Annotated in this window: 18 protein-coding genes; 9 read left to right on the top strand and 9 right to left on the bottom strand. The window is 64.4% G+C overall.

Annotated elements, in window-relative coordinates:
- Positions 1-948: an aldo/keto reductase gene (locus ABH922_RS05235; protein ID WP_424805923.1), complete on the top strand. Its 948-nt coding sequence runs from the start codon at positions 1-3 to the stop codon at positions 946-948.
- Positions 949-951: 3 nt separating this feature from the next.
- On the opposite strand, the gene ABH922_RS05230 is transcribed toward ABH922_RS05235, so the two are convergent.
- Both ABH922_RS05230 and ABH922_RS05225 read right to left on the bottom strand, forming a co-directional pair.
- Complete coding sequence (locus ABH922_RS05230) at positions 952-1,722, bottom strand: hypothetical protein (protein ID WP_424805922.1); 771 nt, start codon at positions 1,720-1,722, stop codon at positions 952-954.
- A 253-nt stretch (positions 1,723-1,975) separates the two neighbouring features.
- Entirely contained in the window at positions 1,976-3,244 is a 1,269-nt protein-coding gene (locus ABH922_RS05225; protein WP_424805921.1) for a hypothetical protein, read from the bottom strand.
- 103 nt (positions 3,245-3,347) lie between these two features.
- Between ABH922_RS05225 and ABH922_RS05220 the strand changes: the two genes are divergently transcribed.
- Entirely contained in the window at positions 3,348-4,691 is a 1,344-nt protein-coding gene (locus tag ABH922_RS05220; RefSeq protein ID WP_424805920.1) for a DUF5691 domain-containing protein, read from the top strand.
- A gap of 34 nt (positions 4,692-4,725) precedes the next feature.
- On the opposite strand, the gene ABH922_RS05215 is transcribed toward ABH922_RS05220, so the two are convergent.
- From ABH922_RS05215 to ABH922_RS05195, 5 genes are all read right to left on the bottom strand, one after another.
- Positions 4,726-5,856: an acyl-CoA dehydrogenase family protein gene (locus ABH922_RS05215; RefSeq protein WP_424805919.1), complete on the bottom strand. Its 1,131-nt coding sequence runs from the start codon at positions 5,854-5,856 to the stop codon at positions 4,726-4,728.
- A gap of 8 nt (positions 5,857-5,864) precedes the next feature.
- Positions 5,865-7,040, bottom strand: a complete 1,176-nt coding sequence (locus ABH922_RS05210) for an acyl-CoA dehydrogenase family protein (protein ID WP_424805918.1) — start codon at positions 7,038-7,040, stop codon at positions 5,865-5,867.
- Between the two features lie 170 nt (positions 7,041-7,210).
- Complete coding sequence (locus ABH922_RS05205) at positions 7,211-7,657, bottom strand: hypothetical protein (protein ID WP_424805917.1); 447 nt, start codon at positions 7,655-7,657, stop codon at positions 7,211-7,213.
- Between the two features lie 78 nt (positions 7,658-7,735).
- On the bottom strand, positions 7,736-10,270 hold the full coding sequence (locus ABH922_RS05200; protein WP_424805916.1) for an ABC transporter permease: 2,535 nt from the start codon (positions 10,268-10,270) through the stop codon (positions 7,736-7,738).
- 4 nt (positions 10,271-10,274) lie between these two features.
- The gene (locus ABH922_RS05195; RefSeq protein WP_424805915.1) at positions 10,275-11,045 is read right to left on the bottom strand and encodes an ABC transporter ATP-binding protein; all 771 of its coding nucleotides are present in this window, start codon (positions 11,043-11,045) and stop codon (positions 10,275-10,277) included.
- 269 nt (positions 11,046-11,314) lie between these two features.
- Between ABH922_RS05195 and ABH922_RS05190 the strand changes: the two genes are divergently transcribed.
- Positions 11,315-12,877 (top strand): long-chain-fatty-acid--CoA ligase, encoded by a 1,563-nt coding sequence (locus tag ABH922_RS05190; protein WP_424805914.1) that lies wholly within the window; start codon positions 11,315-11,317, stop codon positions 12,875-12,877.
- A gap of 50 nt (positions 12,878-12,927) precedes the next feature.
- Here the strand turns inward: ABH922_RS05190 and ABH922_RS05185 are convergent, their stop codons facing one another.
- A complete protein-coding gene (locus tag ABH922_RS05185; RefSeq protein ID WP_424809781.1) occupies positions 12,928-13,059 on the bottom strand; it encodes a hypothetical protein in 132 nt (43 codons plus the stop codon).
- Between ABH922_RS05185 and ABH922_RS05180 the strand changes: the two genes are divergently transcribed.
- From ABH922_RS05180 to ABH922_RS05170, 3 genes are all read left to right on the top strand, one after another.
- Positions 13,004-13,324, top strand: a complete 321-nt coding sequence (locus ABH922_RS05180; RefSeq protein WP_424809570.1) for a YchJ family protein — start codon at positions 13,004-13,006, stop codon at positions 13,322-13,324. The two genes, ABH922_RS05185 and ABH922_RS05180, sit on opposite strands and share 56 nt — an antisense overlap.
- Positions 13,325-13,381: 57 nt before the next feature.
- Positions 13,382-13,972 (top strand): AMIN-like domain-containing (lipo)protein, encoded by a 591-nt coding sequence (locus ABH922_RS05175; protein ID WP_424805913.1) that lies wholly within the window; start codon positions 13,382-13,384, stop codon positions 13,970-13,972.
- Between the two features lie 93 nt (positions 13,973-14,065).
- Positions 14,066-15,949, top strand: coding sequence for an ABC transporter ATP-binding protein (locus ABH922_RS05170; RefSeq protein WP_424805912.1), 1,884 nt, complete (start codon positions 14,066-14,068; stop codon positions 15,947-15,949).
- A 79-nt stretch (positions 15,950-16,028) separates the two neighbouring features.
- Here ABH922_RS05170 and ABH922_RS05165 read toward each other — a convergent pair whose 3' ends face one another.
- Positions 16,029-17,795 carry a DEAD/DEAH box helicase gene (locus ABH922_RS05165; protein WP_424805911.1) on the bottom strand — a complete coding sequence of 589 codons (1,767 nt, stop codon included), beginning with the start codon at positions 17,793-17,795 and terminating at the stop codon, positions 16,029-16,031.
- A gap of 102 nt (positions 17,796-17,897) precedes the next feature.
- On the opposite strand from ABH922_RS05165, the gene ABH922_RS05160 reads away from it, so the two are divergent.
- From ABH922_RS05160 to ABH922_RS05150, 3 genes are all read left to right on the top strand, one after another.
- Complete coding sequence (locus tag ABH922_RS05160) at positions 17,898-18,725, top strand: carbon-nitrogen hydrolase family protein (protein ID WP_424805910.1); 828 nt, start codon at positions 17,898-17,900, stop codon at positions 18,723-18,725.
- Between the two features lie 126 nt (positions 18,726-18,851).
- The gene (locus tag ABH922_RS05155; protein WP_424805909.1) at positions 18,852-19,547 is read left to right on the top strand and encodes a heme peroxidase; all 696 of its coding nucleotides are present in this window, start codon (positions 18,852-18,854) and stop codon (positions 19,545-19,547) included.
- A gap of 141 nt (positions 19,548-19,688) precedes the next feature.
- Entirely contained in the window at positions 19,689-21,476 is a 1,788-nt protein-coding gene (locus tag ABH922_RS05150) for an AMP-dependent synthetase/ligase (protein ID WP_424805908.1), read from the top strand.
- Positions 21,477-21,511 lie beyond the last annotated feature (35 nt).

Raw genomic sequence — 21,511 nt, 5'->3', positions numbered from 1 at the left:
ATGGCATTGATCGGCAACTCGGACCTGGACGTCTTTCGGCTGAACCTGGGCGGAAACCCCTTCGGGTGGACCGCCGACGAACAGACGTCGTTCGCGATCCTCGACACGTTCGCCGAAGCCGGTGCCAACTTCGTCGACACCTCCGACTCCTACACGGCGTCGGCACCAGGGAACTCCGGTGGTGAATCCGAGACCATCATCGGCAAGTGGCTCACCGATCGCGGCCTGCACGAGGACATCGTCGTCGCCACCAAAGTGAGCCGTCACCCCGACTTCCCAGGATTGAAGGCCGAGAACATCGCGGCCGCCGCCGAAGCGTCGCTGCGCCGCTTGCAGACCGATCACATCGATCTGTACTACGCACACTTCGACGACCCCGACACACCGCTCGAAGAGACCCTTGGAGCATTCGACTCCTTGGTGACCGCGGGCAAGGTCCGCTACCTCGGGATCTCCAACTACACCCCGGACCGGATCCGCGAATGGCTGCGGATCGTCGACGACAACGGCTACGCCAGACCGGTCGCGCTTCAACCTCACTACAATCTCGTACACCGAAACTCGTACGAACCCGAATTGGCATCCATCGCGACCGAGAACAACCTCGGCGTGTTCCCGTACTTCGCGCTCGCTTCGGGCTTCCTGACCGGTAAATACCGTACCCGTGCCGATCTCGAGGGCAGTCCGCGTGCGCGCCTGACCGGGGGCTACTTCAACGACGCCGGTCTCGCCGTCGTCACCGAACTGTCGAAGATCGCCGACGCGCACGACAGCGAGCCCGCCACCGTGGCGTTGGCATGGCTACTGACCCGCCCCGGTGTCACCGCACCCATCGCGAGCGTCAGCCGGGCGGAACAACTACCCGCGGTGTTGGACGCACCCAATCTCGTACTGTCCTCCGACGAGCTCGATCGGCTCGACCACGTCTCGGCGGCAGTACAGGCCTGACATTCAGGCCGAACGCCGACGCGAACCGAGAGCTGTACGACCGATGGCCCAGAACGACCAACCGTCGTGGCTCTCGGTGTCACCGGAAATGTGGCCGGTGACAGCGTTGGCCGCTGCCGTAGGACTCGGGAACCGTCGACCCTGCATCGGGCCCTGCACGATCTCCATGACCTCGGTGACCTCGTCGAAACGTCCCACCCACCGGTAGCCGTGGCAATCCGCCGTCACCTCGATGCGGACGTCGACGACCTCCACCTCCTCCACGCCCCCGGATCGTCGCTTCTTGGCGGCGGCCGGGAGCGACGCTCGTTTGGTCGCCTTCGGTGGCTCGACGTGGATACTCGGATCCTTCACCGCAGCCAACGCGAGAACATCCCATCGATCACGGCCGTGCACGACGCGTCCACGAGGAATCGCATGGTGTCCCGTACGCGTTCGGCCCGGGCTGTCCATGATCCACAGATCGACCTCGGCCCGGATGTCGTCCGCCACCTCGACGGACGGCAACACGAAGAACTCGTGAGGCTCGACCGCCAGATCGACGAAGACCCAGAACTCCGAACGTGTGTCGTCACTGTCGAGTGATTCGTCCTGACGGCGCGCCTGCCAGTCGCCGTCGAGCTTGGAACGAACCCGGACGATTCGGACCGATCCGTCGTCGCCTGTCACCTGCACCGGATTGCGCCGAGAATGGGTGAGTCGCACGGCTTTTCCACCGCGCTGGGTCACTTCGCCGATGAACGCATTGATGCCGCGGCTGGCGGTGTCTTCCATGGTTGCCTGTCTTCAAGCTGTCGCGCCCGCGTCGTCTGATGAATGTTTCGACCTTCGCACGGGTCGACTGCCGGTAGGCTCTCGGAACCGATCGATCGAAGGAACCAGCACAGCGGCGGCGGGCGCACCGTACCAGTTCGACCGAGCTTTCGTCTCTGCACCGACGGCCAGTGGCATCGAACCGTTCACCACGTGGCACACCGGCGTCCATGCCGGTAAGTAGCTCGACCTTACCGCGCCGGACACCAGGCTCCTACGGTGACCGGTGGTCGTTACCTGAGGTCAGTACGGCGATATCCCCGTAGAGCGCCGCCCGGTGCGCGAACATCAATTCCTCGACGCCGTCGAATTGATCGCCGACGTGGTGCGTATTGGCCGCGGACAGTTCACGAGAACCCGAGCGGGCCAGGAGGTCGTCGATCCGGCTGTCCAGACTCGCCGCATGCGCCGCGGCACGTCCGGAACTGAGCTGGGCGTCGGCCCGTGTCACCAGATCCGCGATTCGTGCAAGTGCCGCCACGCGCTCGACCAACTGGTCCCACACGACCTCGAGTGCCCCGCGGCGCGCATCGATCGAAAGCCTCGTCGATTCGTCCCTGGCCAGTGACGATGCGTGACTCAACTCCACCAGGATCGAGCGAAGAGCCACCGTGTCCACCGAGATCTGGGTGATCTCGTCGGCGAGGTCGAGTTGATTGCGTTGCACCACGAAATGGTCGGAATGCCACGCGGGCGAGCCGTTCACCCGGTCGTACAGATTGCCGGCGAGGTAGCGAAGCGCGTCGTACGGACCTGATCGGCGCGGTCCGGTATCGGTGAGGCCGTCGAGAATCTCGGTGATCCGGCGCCCGGTTCCGGCCAGCCGTCCGCTGACCTTCCCCTCGGCCAGTTGCTCGGCGATCCGGGCCGCAACCGTCTGCGTGCCGGCGGCCACCGCACCCACGCCCACCGACACAATCAACGGTATCGGGGTGGCGCAGAGCCCCGCGAACAGCGCTTCTCGCTGCTCGATCTCGAGGTGCAAGCCGTCGCGCCGATCCTTTCGTATCGCCCGGACGCTACCGGCGAAGTGACGCTGCGATCGAACCACCGCTGACGAGTGCGCCTGCAGCTTGCGCTCGAGCACCTGGATTCGACGCTCCAGTACCACCTGTACCGGGCCGATCCGAGTAGCTGCCAGCCTGCGGCTGATCCGGTCGCGCTCGTCGGTCACCTGCCGAAGTTCCGCCACCGGCTCCGGCAGGGGAAATCCGCGTCCGACTCGACGGCGCTCCCGCATGACCTCGCGGGTCGCCTCGTCGGCAAAAGCACCGGCCAGGAGCAGCGCTGCCTCCCCCGACAGTGGTGGTCGAGTCCGCTCGATGACCCCGACTTCGCACCACGCCCGCACACGAGCAGAGATTTCCGAACGGCGCGAGCTCACCGCGTCGCCGCTGATCCACTGGGAATCATCCCCTGGCGGCACACTCGCGCCACCGACTCCGTCGATGTCCGGCATCCGGTCGCTCACCTCCCCGTTCACCTGCTCCACTGTTCCAGAAACAGCGGCCGAGTGTGTGCGGAGTTTCGCGCAGTTACGCCCCCTAACCCTGAAAGCCGACGATCTCTGCCCTACCGTAGGGACGGTGACCTCCCTGCGATCGGATACGCCTGCAGGCCGGTTGCGGGCACACCGTGCAGATACGATCCCGCGCCCGGAACTCTCACCGACGGCGATCGAACACCTCCGGATGATGTTGCGCACGCGCTCCTGGACCTTGACGGAATGGCTCTCGGCGGCAGTGGACAGCGAGTATCTGGCGCCGGCCGTACTGGTCCCGGACCTGATGGACGCCGCGGTGACGCACCTCGAACATCGGGAATCACTGCTGTACCTGGCCGGGCCACGCGGACAGTATCTCGCCGCTCACAACCCTGACTGGGCGCACCTTCGCCGCGTCGGATCACGCCGGGACGAGCTGTGGCTCTCCGCCGATACGAACGACCGTATGGCCTGGTTCGACTACATTCGCACCGTGGACCCCGAACTCGCCGGTGAAGAACTGGACATTGCCTGGGACACCGCGGACACCGCGTCGAGACTCGAGTTCCTCGATCATCTGGACATCGGACTCGGCGAACACGACCACGGCCTGCTCGAACGCGCCCTCGACGATCAGTCCGTCACCGTCCGCGAACGCGCCATCCAGCTCCTGCGTCAACTTCCCGGCTCCCCGTTCGCCCTCCGCATGCGAGATCGCGCGCAAGCGTGGATTCGTCTGGAAACCAAACCCCTGCGACCACGGCTCGCCGTACGACTACCCGGATCACTCGACGAACACGCGTTGCGCGACGGAATCGAGGACGTCCACTACAAGAACAAGGGCATCAGACGCTGGTGGTTGCGCCAGGTGGTGACAGCCTCTCCCCTCGGCTTGTGGGAATCCATGACCGGCTCACCGCGCGCAGCTCTCGCCATTCCCGTAGAGACGCAGTGGCGCGACGTGATCATGGAATCATGGACTGCGGCAACAGTTCTCCAACAGAACACGGCATGGGCATCGGCATTTCTCGACCGCGACGGCCGCAACACGGACCGTCGAATCGTCGCCATCGCCGATCCACGAGAGCGTGTCGACTACATTGTCGCCGGCCACGCCGACAACTACCTGCTCGGCGTGGACGGCATCGCCCTGCTCGACGGCATCGATCGCCCCTGGCCGCTACCGATCGCCGAGAAACTGGTTGCCGCACTGGAATCCGAGGCGCAGCTGCACGCCGCCACCGGCGAGGACCTCGGCATCCATTCACGTCACAGCCACTACTCGACGTTACGCAGCGCCCAGGCCCGATTCCCTTTCGATGCGACGGCGCTGCTCCTCGAAGCCGCCTCCCGGTCCGGGGATCCAGGCTGGCAGCGGGCATTCACCGAAAGTGCAGTCAACATCGAACAGCGCAGAATACGACTGGCCGCGTTGCATCATCGATGATGCAACACGGCCGGTTCGGTTTAGATTCGAAAGATCAGACAGCAGAGACCATCTCGTGGTCTCCAACTCCGGACGCCAACACCCGCAGATGATCGTCGGCGCTACCGAGGGTGTGCTCGATGGCAACCAGCCGACTCACGTAGTGCCCCACCGGATACTCCGCGGTCATCCCGATACCGCCGTGCATCTGGATCGCCTCCTGACCGATGAGCCGCGCCGAGCGCCCGATCTGCAACTTCACCCGAGACGCGATCACCGGATCGACCACACCGTCTGCCAACGACATCGTTGCGTACAGACTCATACTGCGCGCCAACTCCAACGACACGTACAGATCCGCAGCGCGATGCGTCAGGGTTTGAAACTTCGCCAATGGAACACCGAACTGCTTGCGGGCCTTGAGGTACTCCGTGGTCAGACGCAGCGCCTCCTCCATCGCCCCGACCGCCTCGGCACACAACGCGGCCTGCTCGCGGATCTGCGCGGCCTCGATCAACGTCGACGCGTCACCGCCGTCGCCGAGTACCTCCGCCGCCGCATCGGTGAACTCGATCTGGGCGCCGCGTAAACCGTCGTGGGTGGCGAATGACTTACGCACCACTCCGGCGGCATCGGACTTGACCAGGAACAGGCCGACTCCGCCGACCGGAAGCCTCGCACTGACCACCAGGACGTCCGCGCTGCCGCCGTGACCGACCGGATTCTTGACGCCGCTGATCGTCCAGGAACCGCCGGACTCCTGCGCCGTCGTCGCACGTTCGGTTGCCGGCCAACGTAGTCCCGGCTCCTGATCGGCGAACGCCAGGAGCGTGGTGCCCTCGGCGACTGCCGGAAGGATCGACGAACGCTGCTCGGCACTACCACCGTCGGAGATCAACCCGCCAGGGGTGACCACGGCGTCCAGAACCGGTTCCGGCGCCAGCCGCCGCCCGATCTCCGTCATGACCGCGCCGATCTCCACCGGCCCGGCATCCATTCCACCGTCGGCCTCGGAGAACGTCAGACCCAACAAGCCCACCTCGGCGAGCTGCTTCCACACCTGCGAGCTCCACCCCGGATCGGAATCGGTGGTCGCGTTACGCTTCTCGGCGTCGTAGCTTCGCGCCAACAGATCCCTGGTGGTGTCGCGAAGAAGTTTCTGCTCGTCGTTGAGTTCGAAATCCATGCCACGCCTCACAATCCGAGGATCGAGGAAGCGATGATGCTGCGCTGCACTTCGCTCGATCCGCTGTAGATGGAAACCTTGCGGTAGTTCAGGTACGTCGGAGCGGAGCGCTGCGCCCACCCCGCAGACGCGATGTCGTCGCCCGCAGCGAAAGGTAACGAATCCGGGCCGGCCACGTCCATGAGAAGCTCGAGGCTGGCCTGTTGCAATTCGGAGCCGCGCAACTTCAGCAACGACGACGCCGGATTCGGTTGTCCGTCAGCTGAACCCGCCACAACCCGCAGCTGGGTGAGTTCGAGCGCGAGTAGGTCGTTCTCGAGTTCGGCCAGACGAGCCGCGAACAGCGGATCGTCGAGCAGTGTCCCGGAGCCGAGCTTGACCTCGGCGGCACGCGCTTTGGCCTGCGCCAGGCGGACCTTCGAGAAACCGACGCGAGTGACACCGGTGCGCTCGTTCCCGAGGAGGAACTTGGCATAACTCCAGCCCTGATTCTCCTCACCGACCAGATTCTCCGCCGGCACCCGAACGTCCTCGAAGAACACCTCGTTGACCTCGTGCCCGCCGTCGATCAACTTGATCGGTCGGACGGTGACGCCCGGAGTGTTCAGATCGACCAGGATGAACGAGATCCCGGCCTGACGCTTGGGCGCGTCCGGGTTGGTGCGAACCAGGCAGAAGATCCAGTCGGCGTGTTGCCCCAGCGTCGTCCAGGTCTTCTGACCGTTGATCACCCAGTCGTCCCCGTCGCGCACTGCGCGCGTCTTGAGCGACGCCAGGTCCGAACCGGCCTCCGGCTCGGAAAAGCCTTGACACCACCAGATATCGAGATTGGCGGTAGCGGGCAGGAACTTCTGCTTCTGTTCCTGCGAACCGAACGCCGCAATGACCGGACCGACCATGTTGGCGTTGAACGCCAACGGCTCCGGGACCGAGGCCAACTGCAATTCGTCCAACCAGATATTGTGCTGGACCGGGGTCCAGTCCTTACCGCCCCACTCGACCGGCCAATGCGGAACTGCCAGCCCGTGAGCGTTCAGGATTCGGTGGGACTCGACCATCCGATCACGACCCAGCTCCTCCCCGTGGGCGTACGCATCGCGGATCTCGGCAGGAATCTGCGTACGGAAAAACGTCCGCATCTCGTCCCGGAACGCACGTTCCTCGTCGGTCAATGCCAGATTCATCAGGATTCCTTCGCACTCGAAACCGGATTCATGTTCGGTTCGACCGTACCCGGCGTTCCACCGGCCGGGCAACGAGAACCCGACAACACGGTCGCGGCGGGTACCGATCGAACCCGAATCCGAAGATATCCAGTTTTCGAGTGCCGCGAGGTGCTCTGCCGAAATCTTTGCTAGAGGGTTTTGACCACCAACAGGAAAGCGCCGCCTGCTCCGTCGATACTCGTCTCGACGGCGAGCGTCGGCGACAGCCGCGACAATCGGTCCAACAACCAGTCCGACGCCTCGACCGCGTCCTCGCGCGCCGGGCACCGAGCAACCGCTACCCGTCCGCCCTTACGCTCGAGCTGCTCGACCACACCGATGATCGGGGCCGGATCGACGACGAACAAACGGTCCGGCCACGCGACGACAGGCTTGACCGCGCCCTTCTTCGTGTTGCAGGCGCGGTGAGCAAGGCGCTCCACCCCACCCTTGGACTTTCCGCCCTTCTTGGCGGTATTGATGCTGTCGATACTGGGGCCGCGAGGGTCGTTGACGGACATATCCGGATCCACCGGTTCGTCACACAACCAGCAACGCCACGACTCGCGTTGCCCGACTTCTTCGAGGGTGCTCATGTGGGGAACGCTACCGGACCCCCGGTGCGCTTTTCCGGTAGTGGGAACTACCGGAAAAGCGCACCGGGGCGGAGGACCCTACATGTCGGCGATCGCGTCGAGCGGCTTCGTCTTCGCCGCCCGATTGGCCGGCCACAGCGCCGCGAGAACACCGACGACACCCGAGCCGATCAGCATTCCCACCACCTGACCCCACGGAATGGTGATCTTGTCCAGGCCCTGATCGGCGAGGGTACTCACAAATGCCCATCCGAACGCGATGCCCAGTACGACGCCGACCGCCGCGCCGTACACCGCGATCAGCACCGACTCCAGGTAGATGGTTCGACGCATCTGCGCGCGCTGCATCCCGACTGCCCGAAGCATCCCGATCTCGCGACGACGCTCCACCACCGACAGCGCCAACGTGTTCACGATTCCCAGAATCGCGATCACCACGGCCAATGCCAGGAGCCCGTACAGGATGGCCAGTAGTGTGTTGATCTGTTCCCCCTGAGCACCCTTGAACTCGTCGCGATCCTGCACCTGCACCACCACGTAACTTTCGGTGGCGGATTCGAGTTCCGATCGCAGCGTCGTCAGATCGGTACCCGGCTTCGCCTTCACCAGGACTACGAAATCCGGCAGACTGTCCGCCGGCATCAGCTTGCGATACGCCTCGTCGGAAACGATCCACGAACCGATCAGCTGATTGTTCTCGAACACCCCGGACACCACCGCCTGATATTCCACACCGTTGGGCCCGGTCAAGGTTTCGGTGGAACCCACCGTCCACCCTTTGTCCTCGGCCGTCGTCTGGGACACGAGCATGTTGTTGCCGCTCAGATCCGCCGTCCCGTCGACGATGGTGTAGTCCACCACTCCCTCGATGGGGCCGTCGAAGGACACCCCCTGCTCGCTCTCGCCGTTCACCGTCGCTCGGACACCGTGCAGTGAAGTTGCGCTCTGCACGTCCGGAACCTTGCGCACCGCACCGGCGGCGCCGGGCGGCACCCCGATGGCGTTGGGGCCGGTGAGGATGTAGTCAGCCGAGAAGCCCACGTCGACAAGTGCGTTGATGCTCGTCTTGGCGGACGAACCGAACACCCCGATCACCGTCACCAGCATCAGGCCCAGCGTCAATGCGAAAGCTGTTGCCGCCGTGCGACGAGGGTTTCGCACCGCGTTGGTACGTGCCAATCGACCGATGGGCCCGAACGGTTTGGCGAACACCGCGCCGAGTGCACCCACGATCGGCCGAGACAGCGCCGGGGCCCCGAGAAGAACCGCGAGAATCAACGCGAACGCTCCGAGTCCGACAGTGGCCGCAGCTCTGTTTCCGGTGCCCTGAGAACCCACGACGAGAAGAACTGCACCGACGACGCCGAGAGCCGCACCGACGAGTGTGCGCACTCGCAACGAATCGCCGGTGGAAGCGAACTCCTCGCGCATCGCCGCGACCGGCGGGACTTTCGACGCTCGACGCGCCGGGGCGTATGCACTGATCGTCGTCACGACGATGCCGACCACCAGAGCGATCACGATCGTACGTGGCCCGACTTGCAGTGGCCCCTCCGGCAATCCGACGTCGAACGCGTTGAGGAGATTACGCAGACCGTACGCCAACCCGATGCCGCCGAGAAGACCGATCACGCTGCCGATGATCCCGACGACCAGCGCTTCGGTGACCACCGACCGGCCGACCTGCGCGCGACTGGCGCCGATGGCGCGCAGCAGCGCCAACTCGCGAAGTCGCTGCGCGACGATCATGGAGAAGGTGTTGTAGATGATGAACGTGCCCACCAGTAGGGCGATGGCCCCGAAGGCCAGCAGGAAGTAGTTGACGAAACTCAGAGCGGTATCCACCTGCTCCTTGGTCTCTTCCCGAACCTGATCGCCGGTCTGCACTTTCAGATCGGGAAACACCTGTTCGATGCGTTGCTGCAACGCGGTCGGCGATTCACCGGTTCCCGCGACGTCGATGTAGTCGACATGTCTACCGTCGGTGAACAGCTGGCGGGCTTGCTCGTCGGTGAAGACGACACCGATGAATCCGCCGGTGTCACTGCCGGATCCCTGGTATATACCGGTCAGGGTCACCTCGACGATGCCGCGAGCGGGTGCCAGGACCCGAGCGCTGTCGCCGACCTTCAAGCCGGCGCGTTCGGCAGCACTGACGTTGAGTGCGATCTGCCCGCTCTGCGTCGGCGGGCTGCCCTCGACGATCGGATCCGGCTCGGTGATCGCCTGGCCGGGAGGCAGGTAGGACATGCCCAGGCTCGGAGCGCCGCCGGTCTGGACCGCGCCGCCGCCGGAGTTGATGAGCACCACCTGCCCGGTCACGGCCGGGGCAACCGCGCGAACCCCGTCGATCGCGGCCAGCTTGTCGACGTCGTCGACCGGCACGCCGCCACTTCCTCGTTCCTCCATCGAAACCCGGACGTCGACGCCCTCCGCCGTGCCCTCGAATATCGAATCGAAGGTCTTCTGCAGAGTGTCCGTGAACACGAAGGATCCGGCGACGAACGCCGTACCGAGCACCACCGACAGAACGGTCAGCGCCAAACGCACTTTGTGCGCGGCAAGATTACGCAAGGACACCTTGCGCATCGGCGAATTGGATACCGAAGCCATGTGGTCAGACTCCGGTTTCTTCGGCGGCGACGCGGGGCACGTCCAGACGCTTCATCCGGTCGAGGACAGATTCGGCTGTCGGCGAACGTAATTCGTCGACAATCCGACCGTCCGCGAGAAATACGACTCGGTCGGCATAGGCCGCTGCCCGAGGATCGTGCGTCACGATCACAACGGTCTGATCGAAATCGTCCACCGCTGCCCGCAAGATCGAGAGCACCTCGCCGGACGACTTGGAATCGAGGTTGCCGGTCGGCTCGTCACCGAAGATGATCTCGGGCTGACCCGCCAACGCCCTGGCGCAGGCCACCCGCTGCTGCTGCCCACCGGAGAGCTCGCCCGGACGATGGTCGAGCCGATCGCTCAGACCCAGCCGGGTCAGCACACTGTCCAACCACGCCGGATCGGCCTTACGGCCGGCGATGTCGAGCGGCAGCGTGATGTTCTCGAGCGCGGTCAACGTCGGAACGAGGTTGAACGCCTGGAACACGAACCCGATCCGGTCGCGTCGAAGTTGCGTCATCTGCTTGTCCGACAGCGTCGTCAACTCGGTGTCGCCGATCAGGACCGAACCCGAACTGGCCGAGTCCAGACCGGCCAGGCAGTGCATCAAGGTCGACTTTCCCGAGCCCGACGGACCCATGATCGCCGTGAATTCACCCTTGGCGAAATCTGCCGACACGGAACTGAGTGCATGCACCTGGGTGTCTCCGGTGCCGTATTTCTTGGACAGGTCGACTGCGCGTGCCGCAATGTCCTGAGCGTGCGAACTCATGATCGCCTTTCGTGTTCACTTCGATGAATCTGACTGCTGGCATGGACACGCGGCGACGAGCGAAACCACCGGTGGCTCTCGTCCATCCTGTCCGGTACGGCGGACCGGCGCCATCGGGGACCACCCTGATATCGCGGCACCCCCTGCTCCCGACATCTCACAATCTGCCCAAACGGGGCGGAACCCGTTCTGGCTTCGCCAGAAACACTGATGCGAACCCCAACTGACCACTAGCCTTGTGACACCACTCACAAGCGAAAGGTGGTCGAATGACCGAAGTCGCCGCTGGAATCATCTTCGATCGACTAGCACACTGGGCGTCGATCAAGCCCGACGAGGCTGCGATGACCTTTCAGGAAACCGACTACACGTGGGCACAGTGGCACGATCGCATTCTGCGTATTGCCGGCGCGCTCGCAGAAGCCGGGATCGGTCCGGGGGACACCGTCGCGTTCGTCGACAGGAACCACCTCTCCTGTCTCGAAGTCACCTACGCCGCCTCATTACTCGGAGCCGCCAACGTCATCCCCAACTGGCGACTCGCCGGCGAAGAACTCGACTACGTCCTCTCCGACTGCGGGGCTCGAATACTCTTCGTCGGCAGCGAGCTACTCCCCCAGATCGTCGCCATGCGCGATCGTCTCACCCTGGTCGAATCGATCATTTCGGTGGGCAGCGAAGACGACGAATTCGAGCCGTGGCTCGACGGCGTCGAACCACTGGTCGATCGCCCGGACGTCAGCCCGGACACCACCGCCCTCATCCTGTACAGCTCCGGCACCACCGGCCGACCGAAGGGCGTTCAACTCACCCACCGAAATCTGTTCGCACACAGCGACCACGTCCTGGAAATCCTTCCGGCACAGGATGATCACAAGTTCCTGATCGCAATGCCGATGTTCCACGTCGGTGGAACGTGCTACGCGATCATGGCCATTCACGCCGGCGGGAAGTGCTACTTCACCCGCGAAGCCGACGGCCCGTCGATCTTTGCGGGGTTGGGCGCCGGGGCCAACATCGCGTTCCTGGTTCCGCCGGTCATCGCCGGGGTTCTCGCCGCAGGCGAGCAGGCCGTCGGCGCATTCCGCGCCTTCAAGCGCATCACCTACGGCGCCGCCCCCATGCCGCTGCCTCTCCTGCGAGCCGCACTCGCGGCCTGGCCGGACACCGAATTCGTCCAGGTGTACGGCATGACCGAAATGGCGGGCGTCGTCACCGCGCTCATGCCCGACGTCCATCGCGACGAATCGCAGGTCGAACGGATGGCGTCGGCAGGAACCACCATTCCCGGCGTAGAACTGCGCGTGGTGGACCCGGTGACACTCGAGGACGTCCCGGCCGGAACCACCGGCGAGTTGTGGTGGCGATCACAGCAGTGCACACCCGGGTACCTCAACAAGGCCGAAGCCACCGCCGACACGATCACCGCCGACGGCTGGCTGCGCAGCGGCGACATGGGAAGAGCGGACGACGGCGGATTCGTCTTCATCGAGGACCGACTCAAGGACATGATCATCACCGGTGGCGAGAACGTCTACTCCCCCGAGATCGAACGCGTCCTCGTCGAACATCCGTCCGTCGCGGAGGTTGCGGTCATCGGCGTACCCCATGCTCGCTGGGGCGAAACAGTCAAGGCCGTCGTGGTTCTCGAGGCGGACGTACAGATCACCGAAGGGGAGTTGATCACGTACACACAGGGGCGATTGGCGAAGTTCAAGTGCCCGACCACCATCGACATCGTGGCGGCCCTACCGCGCAACCCCACCGGGAAGATTCTCAAGCGGGATCTGCGTAAACCGTATTGGGAGAGCCGCGAGAACAATTTGATCTGAGGCGTCGTGTGTAATGGGGCGGTGATCTCACGCCGCCCCGTTACACACCGTCACGCCACACCCGGCCCCGCCGATCCCTGCCCGTGTGGCACCGGGCAGGACTTGATCTCGTGCTGCGGAAAGTACATCGACGGCGCCTCCTCGGCACCGACAGCGGAGACCTTGATGCGCTCTCGCTTCACGGCCTTCGCTCTCCTTGATACCCAATACCTGCTCCGCACTTGGCATTCGGACCATCGACCGACCGACCTCGATCTGGATCCGACACGGCGCTGGACCGGCCTCGACATCCTCGACACCGAACGCGGCAGCCTCTTCGACACCGACGGGATCGTCGAGTTCCGGGCTCACTACTCCCACCGGCGGGTCAGTGACACCCTCCACGAACGCAGCAGATTCGTCCGCGTCGGCGGTGACTGGCTCTATGTCGACGGCGATATCGGTTAGGTAACTCCCGGCACCGCCGCCGCAGCGCTCGAATCCGAGCGGCCTACGATCGAGACCATGACAACGAATCGGACGAGAACCTTTGCCGCCGTCGCTGCCATCGCGGTGGGCGTGAGCCTGACCGCCTGCTCTCAGGACAGCGAGCCCACGCCGGCCGCAGCCTCCTCCGCCGCCCCGACGAGCGCAGTGGAGACGACCACCACCGAACCAGTTCCGACCGACAGCTCCGACAAGACCGCCGCCGCCGGCACCGAATCGAAGCTCACCGTCACCGACGTTCGCGTCGGCACACACGAAGGATTCGACCGCGTCGTCTACGAGCTGGGCGGCAGCGGCACCCCCGGGTGGCGGGTCAAGTACGTCGACGCCCCCACCCAGGAAGGTAGTGGCACCGCGGTGAACGTGAACGGCGGCGCGGTGATTCAAGTTCTGATCGACGGCTCCGCCTACCCGTTCGACAGTGGTGTCGAGCAGTTCCCCGGCCCCGATCCGGTCGCCGGACCAGCAGGTGGCGTTGTCACCGAGGTTCGCGGGTGGTCCGTCTTCGAGGGCGTCACCCAGTCGTTCATCGGGCTCACGGACAAACGTCCGTACACGGTCACCGCTCTGACCGACCCGGCGCGCGTGGTGGTCGACGTGGCACGGTGATCCGCGCGGCTTGACCTCCAGTTCACTCGAGGTTCTACCTTCAGCTCGAACCGGCGACGTACTCTTCGTCATCGGCTACCGGAGGTACGTGCCATGAGTATGGAAGTCACCGCATGGAATGCGATGTACAACGCGATGCACGCCCAGGACGACCGCCGACCGTTCTCCAAGGCGATATTGCGGCGTATTGCGAGCTTCGCCGTCCCACAGAAGCGAAACCTGCTCTGGTACCTGCTGCTGAGCGTGACCACCGCAGCACTCGCCGTCGCCACTCCGATACTCGCCGGACGAGTGGTCAACGCGATAGTCGGCGGCGACGCCGGCGACGTGGTGGTCGGGCTCGCCGCCCTCATCGCACTGGTTGCACTGCTCGAAGCCGGACTCGGCCTGGCGACGAGATGGTTGTCGGCGAGTATCGGCGAGGACCTGATCCTGCAGCTGCGCACGACGGTGTTCGATCACGTTCAGCGGATGCCCGTCGCGTTCTTCACCAGAACCCGAACCGGCGCCCTGGTCAGCAGACTCAACAACGACGTCATCGGTGCTCAGCGCGCGTTCAGTGACACGCTCTCCGGCGTCGTCAGCAATCTGGTCACCCTGATCATCACCTTGATCGTCATGATGGGGATCTCGTGGCAGATCACGCTCCTGGCGTTGGTGTTGCTGCCGATCTTCGTCCTTCCCGCCCGGCGCATGGGAGCCCGTCTCGCCGCACTCAATCGTGAAGCAGCCAATCATGATTCGGTGATGAGCACCCAGATGACCGAGCGCTTCTCCGCGCCGGGTGCCACCTTGGTCAAACTGTTCGGCAGACCCGCACAGGAATCCGCGGAATTCGCCGTCCGGGCCCGACGAGTCCGCAACATCGGGGTTCGCACCGCCATGCTGCAATCGGTGTTCGTCACCGCGTTGACACTGGTCTCGGCTCTGGCCCTGGCACTGGTCTACGGACTGGGCGGGTTCTACGCGCTCCGTGGACAACTCGATGCCGGGGCCGTCGTCGCCATGGCATTGCTGCTCACCCGCCTGTACTCGCCGCTGACAGCATTGGCCGGCGCCAGGATGGACGTGATGAGTGCCCTCGTCAGCTTCGAGCGCGTCTTCGAGATCCTCGATCTTGCACCACTGATCACCGACCGGCCCGCTGCGACCGCCGTTCCCGACGGACCGGTATCGGTGGAGTTCACCGATGTGAGCTTCGCCTACCCGGCAGCAGACAAGGTCTCCCTCGCCTCCCTCGAAGAGGTGGCGGTCCTCGACGAGCGCGGCGGAGAGGAGGTCCTGCACGGGCTCTCCTTCCGCGCCGAACCCGGACAGATGATCGCCTTGGTCGGAACGTCGGGAGCCGGAAAATCGACTGTTGCGCAGCTGATTCCACGCCTCTACGACGCCGACTCCGGCACTGTGCGGCTGAGCGGGGTAGACGTACGTGACCTGAGTTCGGACTCGATCCGCGAGACGGTCGGCATGGTCACGCAGGACGGGCACCTGTTCCACGAAAGCCTGCGCTCGAACCTGCTGCTCGCCCGGCCCGATGCCACCGACTCCGACATCGCCGAAGCGTTGGAACGCGCTCGACTCACCGACCTCGTAGCCGCGTTGCCCGACGGACTCGAGACAGTCGTCGGCGAACGCGGATACCGGCTCTCCGGTGGCGAACGCCAGCGCCTGACCATCGCCCGGCTCCTACTCGCCAGACCGCGGCTGGTGATACTGGACGAGGCGACAGCACACCTGGATTCCACGTCGGAAGCCGCGGTACAGGCAGCGCTCGGCGAAGCCCTCGCCGGCCGAACCGCTGTGGTGATCGCGCACCGGCTGTCCACCATTCGTGCAGCCGATCAGATCCTGGTGGTCGAGGCCGGATGCATCGTCGAACGCGGTGACCACGAGGAACTCCTCGCCTGCGGTGGCCGGTACGCGCAGCTGTACCACACCCAATTCGACACCGGCGCGTTACACCGGAACGGCCACTGAGACATCGGAGCGGCCACCGATACGACACCGGCGGCGCCTCTCGAAAGAGAAGCACCGCCGGGGCCGATACCGTCGAAGGTCAGTCTTCGTATCTCTCGCGTCCACCGCCACGCGAGTCACGACCACCACCACGAGAATCGCGACCGCGTCCACCACTGGGGCGTCCCTGCGGCGGGCCGAAATCGGGCTGCAGCTGAATCAGCACTCCGGAAATTCGGGTACGACGCAGCGCCTCGAGAGTTTCGTCGGACAGATCCGCAGGCAATTCCACGATGCTGTGATCGGGGCGAATACTGATGTGCCCGAAATCGCTTCGACGCAGACCGCCCTCGTTGGCGATGGCGCCGACGATAGCGCCCGGCACCACGCGGTGACGCTTGCCGACCGCGATGCGATACGCCGCCAGTTCCTGGCCCTCCGGTCCGCGCGAACGCGGCGCAGGTCCGTCGTCGAATTTGCGCGGCGGGCGCGGCTCACGCGGTTCCCGTTCACGGCGCGGCGGCGCCGGGGGCTCGGGAGCGAGCAGGAAGGCCGCACCGTCGCGCGACTGAACAGCCAGGGCCGCCGCGATGTCGATCAGCGGGACGTCGTGCTCCTGGTCGTAGTCCTCGATCATCTTGCGGAACAAGGCCAGATTCTCCGAGGCCAGGCTGTCGGTGATGGAATCACCGAACTTGGCCACCCGCTGCGCGTTGACGTCGTCGACACTGGGCAGCTGCATCTCGGCGAGCGGCTGTCTGGTCGCCTTCTCGATGGACTTGAGCAGGTGACGCTCCCGCGGGGCGACGAACAGCAGTGCATCACCTTGACGGCCGGCGCGACCCGTACGTCCGATGCGGTGCACGTACGACTCGGTGTCGTGCGGGATGTCGTAGTTGACGACGTGCGAGATACGGTCGACGTCCAGACCACGGGCGGCGACGTCGGTGGCGACGAGAATGTCGAGGGCACCGTTCTTGAGCTGCCCGATGGTCCGCTCACGCTGCGCCTGCACGATATCACCGTTGATCGCTGCTGCGGAATGCCCACGGGCACGCAGCTTCTCGGCCAGATCTTCCGTCGCCTGCTTGGTGCGGACGAAGATGATCATCGCCTCGAACGCCTCGACCTCGAGAACACGCGTCAGCGCATCGAGCTTGCGCTGATGCGCAACCTGGATGTAGCGCTGCGTGATGTTCGAGGCCGTCGACGTCTTCGACTTGACGGTGATCTCGACCGGATTGTTGAGGTACTGCTTGGAGATACGCCGAATGGAACCGGGCATCGTCGCCGAGAACAGGGCAACCTGCTTGTTGCTCGGCGTGTCCCGCAGAATCCGCTCGACGTCCTCCTGGAAGCCCATCTTGAGCATCTCGTCGGCCTCGTCCAGGACGAGATAGGCAAGATTGGTCAGATCGAGAGTGCCCTTCTCGAGATGGTCGATCACACGGCCGGGCGTACCGACCACCACATGCGCGCCGCGCCGCAGACCGGAAAGCTGGACACCGTAGCTCTGTCCGCCGTAGATGGGCAGGACGTTGAGGCCGGGGATGTGAGCCGAGTACTTGCCGAACGCCTCGGCAACCTGGAGCGCCAACTCGCGCGTCGGCGCGAGAACGAGTGCCTGCGTCTGCTTGATCGAGGTGTCGATCCGCGAGAGCACAGGGACTGCGAATGCTGCTGTCTTGCCGGTGCCGGTCTGAGCCAGACCGACGACGTCCTTGCCGTCGAGCAGTGGCGGAATGGTGGCTGCCTGGATGGGCGAGGGCGACTCGTAGCCCACGTCTGACAGTGCCTTCAGTACCCGATCATCGATGTCGAGGTCGGCAAATGTTGGGGGTTCGGGGTCACGCTCAATATCACTCATTTGACCAGCAGTTTAGCGGATCGAGTATAGACATGACGATCTGCCCGGTCGGCAACCGTGACAGGACAACTCTTACACGGTCATTCGCCTAGCGTATGAGCTATGACCGAAGCCGATCCTGATACCACCGCCCGGACCGTTGTCGCCGTCGCCCAATTCGCCCCGGGGACGGACAAGAACGCCAACCTCGATTCACTGCGATCACTGACCGCCGACGCAGCCGCGCGTGGCGCCCGGGTAGTGGTGGCCCCCGAATACGCGATGTTCACCGCGCCTCGCACCGACGGACGACTGGTCGAGTCGGCGGAAGACCTCGACGGCGAATTCGCGACCACTCTCGCGGACATCGCCGTGCAGTCGGGGGTGTACCTGGTCGCGGGGATGAACGAGCGATCAGCAGATCCGGACAAGATCTTCAACACCCTGATCGCCGTGGCTCCCGACGGCGAACGCGTCGCCGTCTACCGGAAAATGCATCTCTACGACGCCTTCGGATATCAGGAATCGGCAGTCATCCTCGCCGGCGCGGTGGAAGAGCCTCAGACCTTCTCCTGCGACGGTCTCAACTTCGGCCTACAAACCTGCTACGACCTGAGATTTCCCGAAGTGACTCGACGAATAGTCGATGCCGGCGCCGAGGTCCTCCTGCTGCCTGCCCAATGGGTACCCGGCCCTTTGAAGGAAGACCACTGGACGACCCTCGTACGGGCCAGAGCCATCGAGAACACCATGTATGTCGTCGCTGCCGATCAGAGTGCACGAACCGGAGCCGGTGCCAGCCTGATCGTCGACCCGATGGGAGTCGTTCTGTGCTCGCTGGGCGAACAGGTCGGTGTCGCGACCGCCGAGGTGACCGCGCAACGAATCACCGAGGTCCGGGCCAAGAACCCCGCCTTGGCGCTACGCCGGTTCACCGTCGCGGAACGCTGATCACAGACCGCTTCTGCGCGGCGGAAAAAGATTTTCGAGATATTTCTGTGATGTGTGCAACATTTCGGACGGCACGGCCGATAGGCCTGATGGAAACCCGAACGAAACCAGCGCCCTGGAGGAACCGTGACCATCTCCGCCGACACCGTCGATGCCGTGACCACCGCGTGCCGCGACCGCCTTGGAGACCCCTCGGCGTGGATCGCGTCCGACGCGTACCGTCGCAGCCTCGCCCTGTGCATCATCGAATCGGTGCAGTCGAGCGCAGGTCACAGCGAAGTAACCGTCGTCGATCGGTACCTCGCCTACCGTCGCGCGCGCGAGGACAAGCCGGTCACCGACGGGGCACGGGCGCTGCTTCGGACGTTCGAAGAGGCAGGCAGTTCCGATCAGTGGGCCGGAAAGGTCGGCTCGTACAAACGCCGATACTCCGCCACCGGTGAACCGATCGAGGCACGTCATATCCAGAAGGTCGCAGAACGGCTGCATCAACTGCGGATAGACAGTGTCGAGGACCTCCTCTCCGCAGCGGATTCAGCGCACGCCCTCGATGCCGTTCACGACGCATGGTCCGATGCGTGCGGAGCCGACGCCGAAGTCACCTGGTCGCATCTGCTGATGCTGGCCGGGATTCCGGCGGTCGATCCGGGCACGGCAACCGAGACCTTCATCGGGGCGACCGTCGGCGCCGACGCCCCTGTCGACAGTTCCGAAATTCTGGCCGCGACGGCCGCTCGGCTCGGCGTGGAAACCGAACATCTGGACTACGCCATCCGCCGCTGGCTGTCGGTTCACGGACGCGCGACCGACCTCGCCGCCTGAGTATCTGTTCATTACTAGTTACATCAAACCGCAGGTCAGCCCCACCTGCGGTTCTGATCAATAGTAATGACAGTGCAAAACCGCCTTCCGTGTGATGCAATGCACATCAGAAATATCGATTGCCACTGGAGGGGTCACAAAGTGCAAGAGTATTCAGTTCCACAGTCGTTCCCGATTCCGGAGAACGCGTCCATGGCAGATTCAGTGTTCCGACACGCGGACGAGGACCCCAACTTCGTACCGTTCAAGCGCAACGTCGCGGGCAACTGGGTCGACGTCACCGCTGCCGAATTCGCCGCGCAGGTGCGTGCCGTCGCCAAGGGGCTGATCGCCTCCGGCATCGAACTCGGCGAACGCATCGCCATCCTCTCCTCCACACGCTACGAATGGGTAGTTCTCGACTACGCCATCTGGACCGCTGGCGGCTGCACCGTCGCCATCTACGAAACGTCCGCGCCCGATCAGGCGAAGTGGATCCTCGAGGATTCCGCGAGCACCATCCTCTTCGTCGAGACCACCGCCCACGACGCCGCGCTGAAGGAAGTCACCACCGCGGCCGAAGCACTGCGCGAGGTCCTCGTCATCGAGTCCGACGCCGTCGCGGAACTCTCCACTCGCGGCGCGGCCGTCACCGACGACGATCTCGAAGCCCGACGCCACCAGGTCACGGCATCCTCTCCCGCCACCCTGATCTACACCTCCGGGACCACCGGACGCCCCAAGGGCGTCCAGCTCACCCACTCCAATTTCTACGCCGAGGCAGCTGCCACGCGCCTGGCCATGCCCGAGTCCATGATTCCGGGCAAGAAGACCCTGATGTTCCTGCCGTTGGCTCACGTCTTCGCCCGCGCTGTCTCGTTCTGCGCCTTCGATGCCAAGGTCACCGTCGCCCACACCTCCGACCTGACCACCCTGGTCGACCAGTTCGCCGTCTTCAAACCGAACTTCATCCTCTCCGTACCGCGCGTGTTCGAGAAGGTCTACAACTCCGCCCGCCAAAAGGCCGTCGACGGCGGCAAAGGCAATATCTTCGACAAAGCTGCCGCCACCGCCATCGAATACAGCGAGGCCATCGAAAAGGGCGGCCCCGGGCTGGGTCTCAAGCTCAAGCACGCCGTGTTCGACAAACTCGTCTACTCCAAGCTGCGGGCCGCACTCGGCGGAGACTGCGAACGCGCCGTCTCCGGTGGCGCTGCACTCGGCGCCCGCCTGGGGCACTTCTTCCGCGGAATCGGCATCCCGATCTACGAAGGCTACGGACTCACCGAGACCAGCGCGGCCATCACCGTCAACACCAAGAACGCTCAGCGAGTGGGTACCGTCGGAAAGCCGATCGACGGGCACGCAGCACGCATCGCCGAAGACGGCGAGCTGCTCCTGCGCGGACCGGTGGTCTTCGGAGGCTACTGGCACAACGAGAAGGCGACCGCCGAATCGATCATCGACGGCTGGTTCCACACCGGCGACCTCGGCTCCATCGACAACGAGGGATTCGTCTCGATCACCGGGCGCAAAAAGGAAATCATCGTCACGGCAGGCGGCAAGAACGTCGCACCCGCCGGACTCGAGGATTCCCTGCGCGCCCACGTGCTGATCAGCCAGTGCCTCGTGGTCGGCGACGCACAACCGTTCATCGGTGCGCTCATCACCCTCGACCAGGAGACCCTGCCCGGATGGGTCGAGCGCAACGGACTCCCGGCCGGAACGTCCATCGCCGATCTGGTCAAAAACGCCGATCTGATTGCCGAAATCGATTCGGCCGTAGCGCAGGCCAACAAAAAGGTCTCCAACCCGGAACAGATCAAGAAGTACAAGATCCTCGACGTCGACTTCACTCAGGAGACCGGCGAACTGACACCGACGCTCAAGCTCAAGCGCAACATCATCCACGAGGCGCACAAGGCGGAAATCAGCGGCCTGTACGCCTGATCGAGCCTGCGGCGGCCCGGTTCCTCAGTGAAGCG

This window comes from Rhodococcus sp. 27YEA15 (assembly GCF_049739425.1).
GTDB lineage: Bacteria > Actinomycetota > Actinomycetes > Mycobacteriales > Mycobacteriaceae > Rhodococcus_F.
Note: the sequence above shows the minus strand (reverse complement) of the source record. Positions and strands in the feature narration are given on the sequence as shown.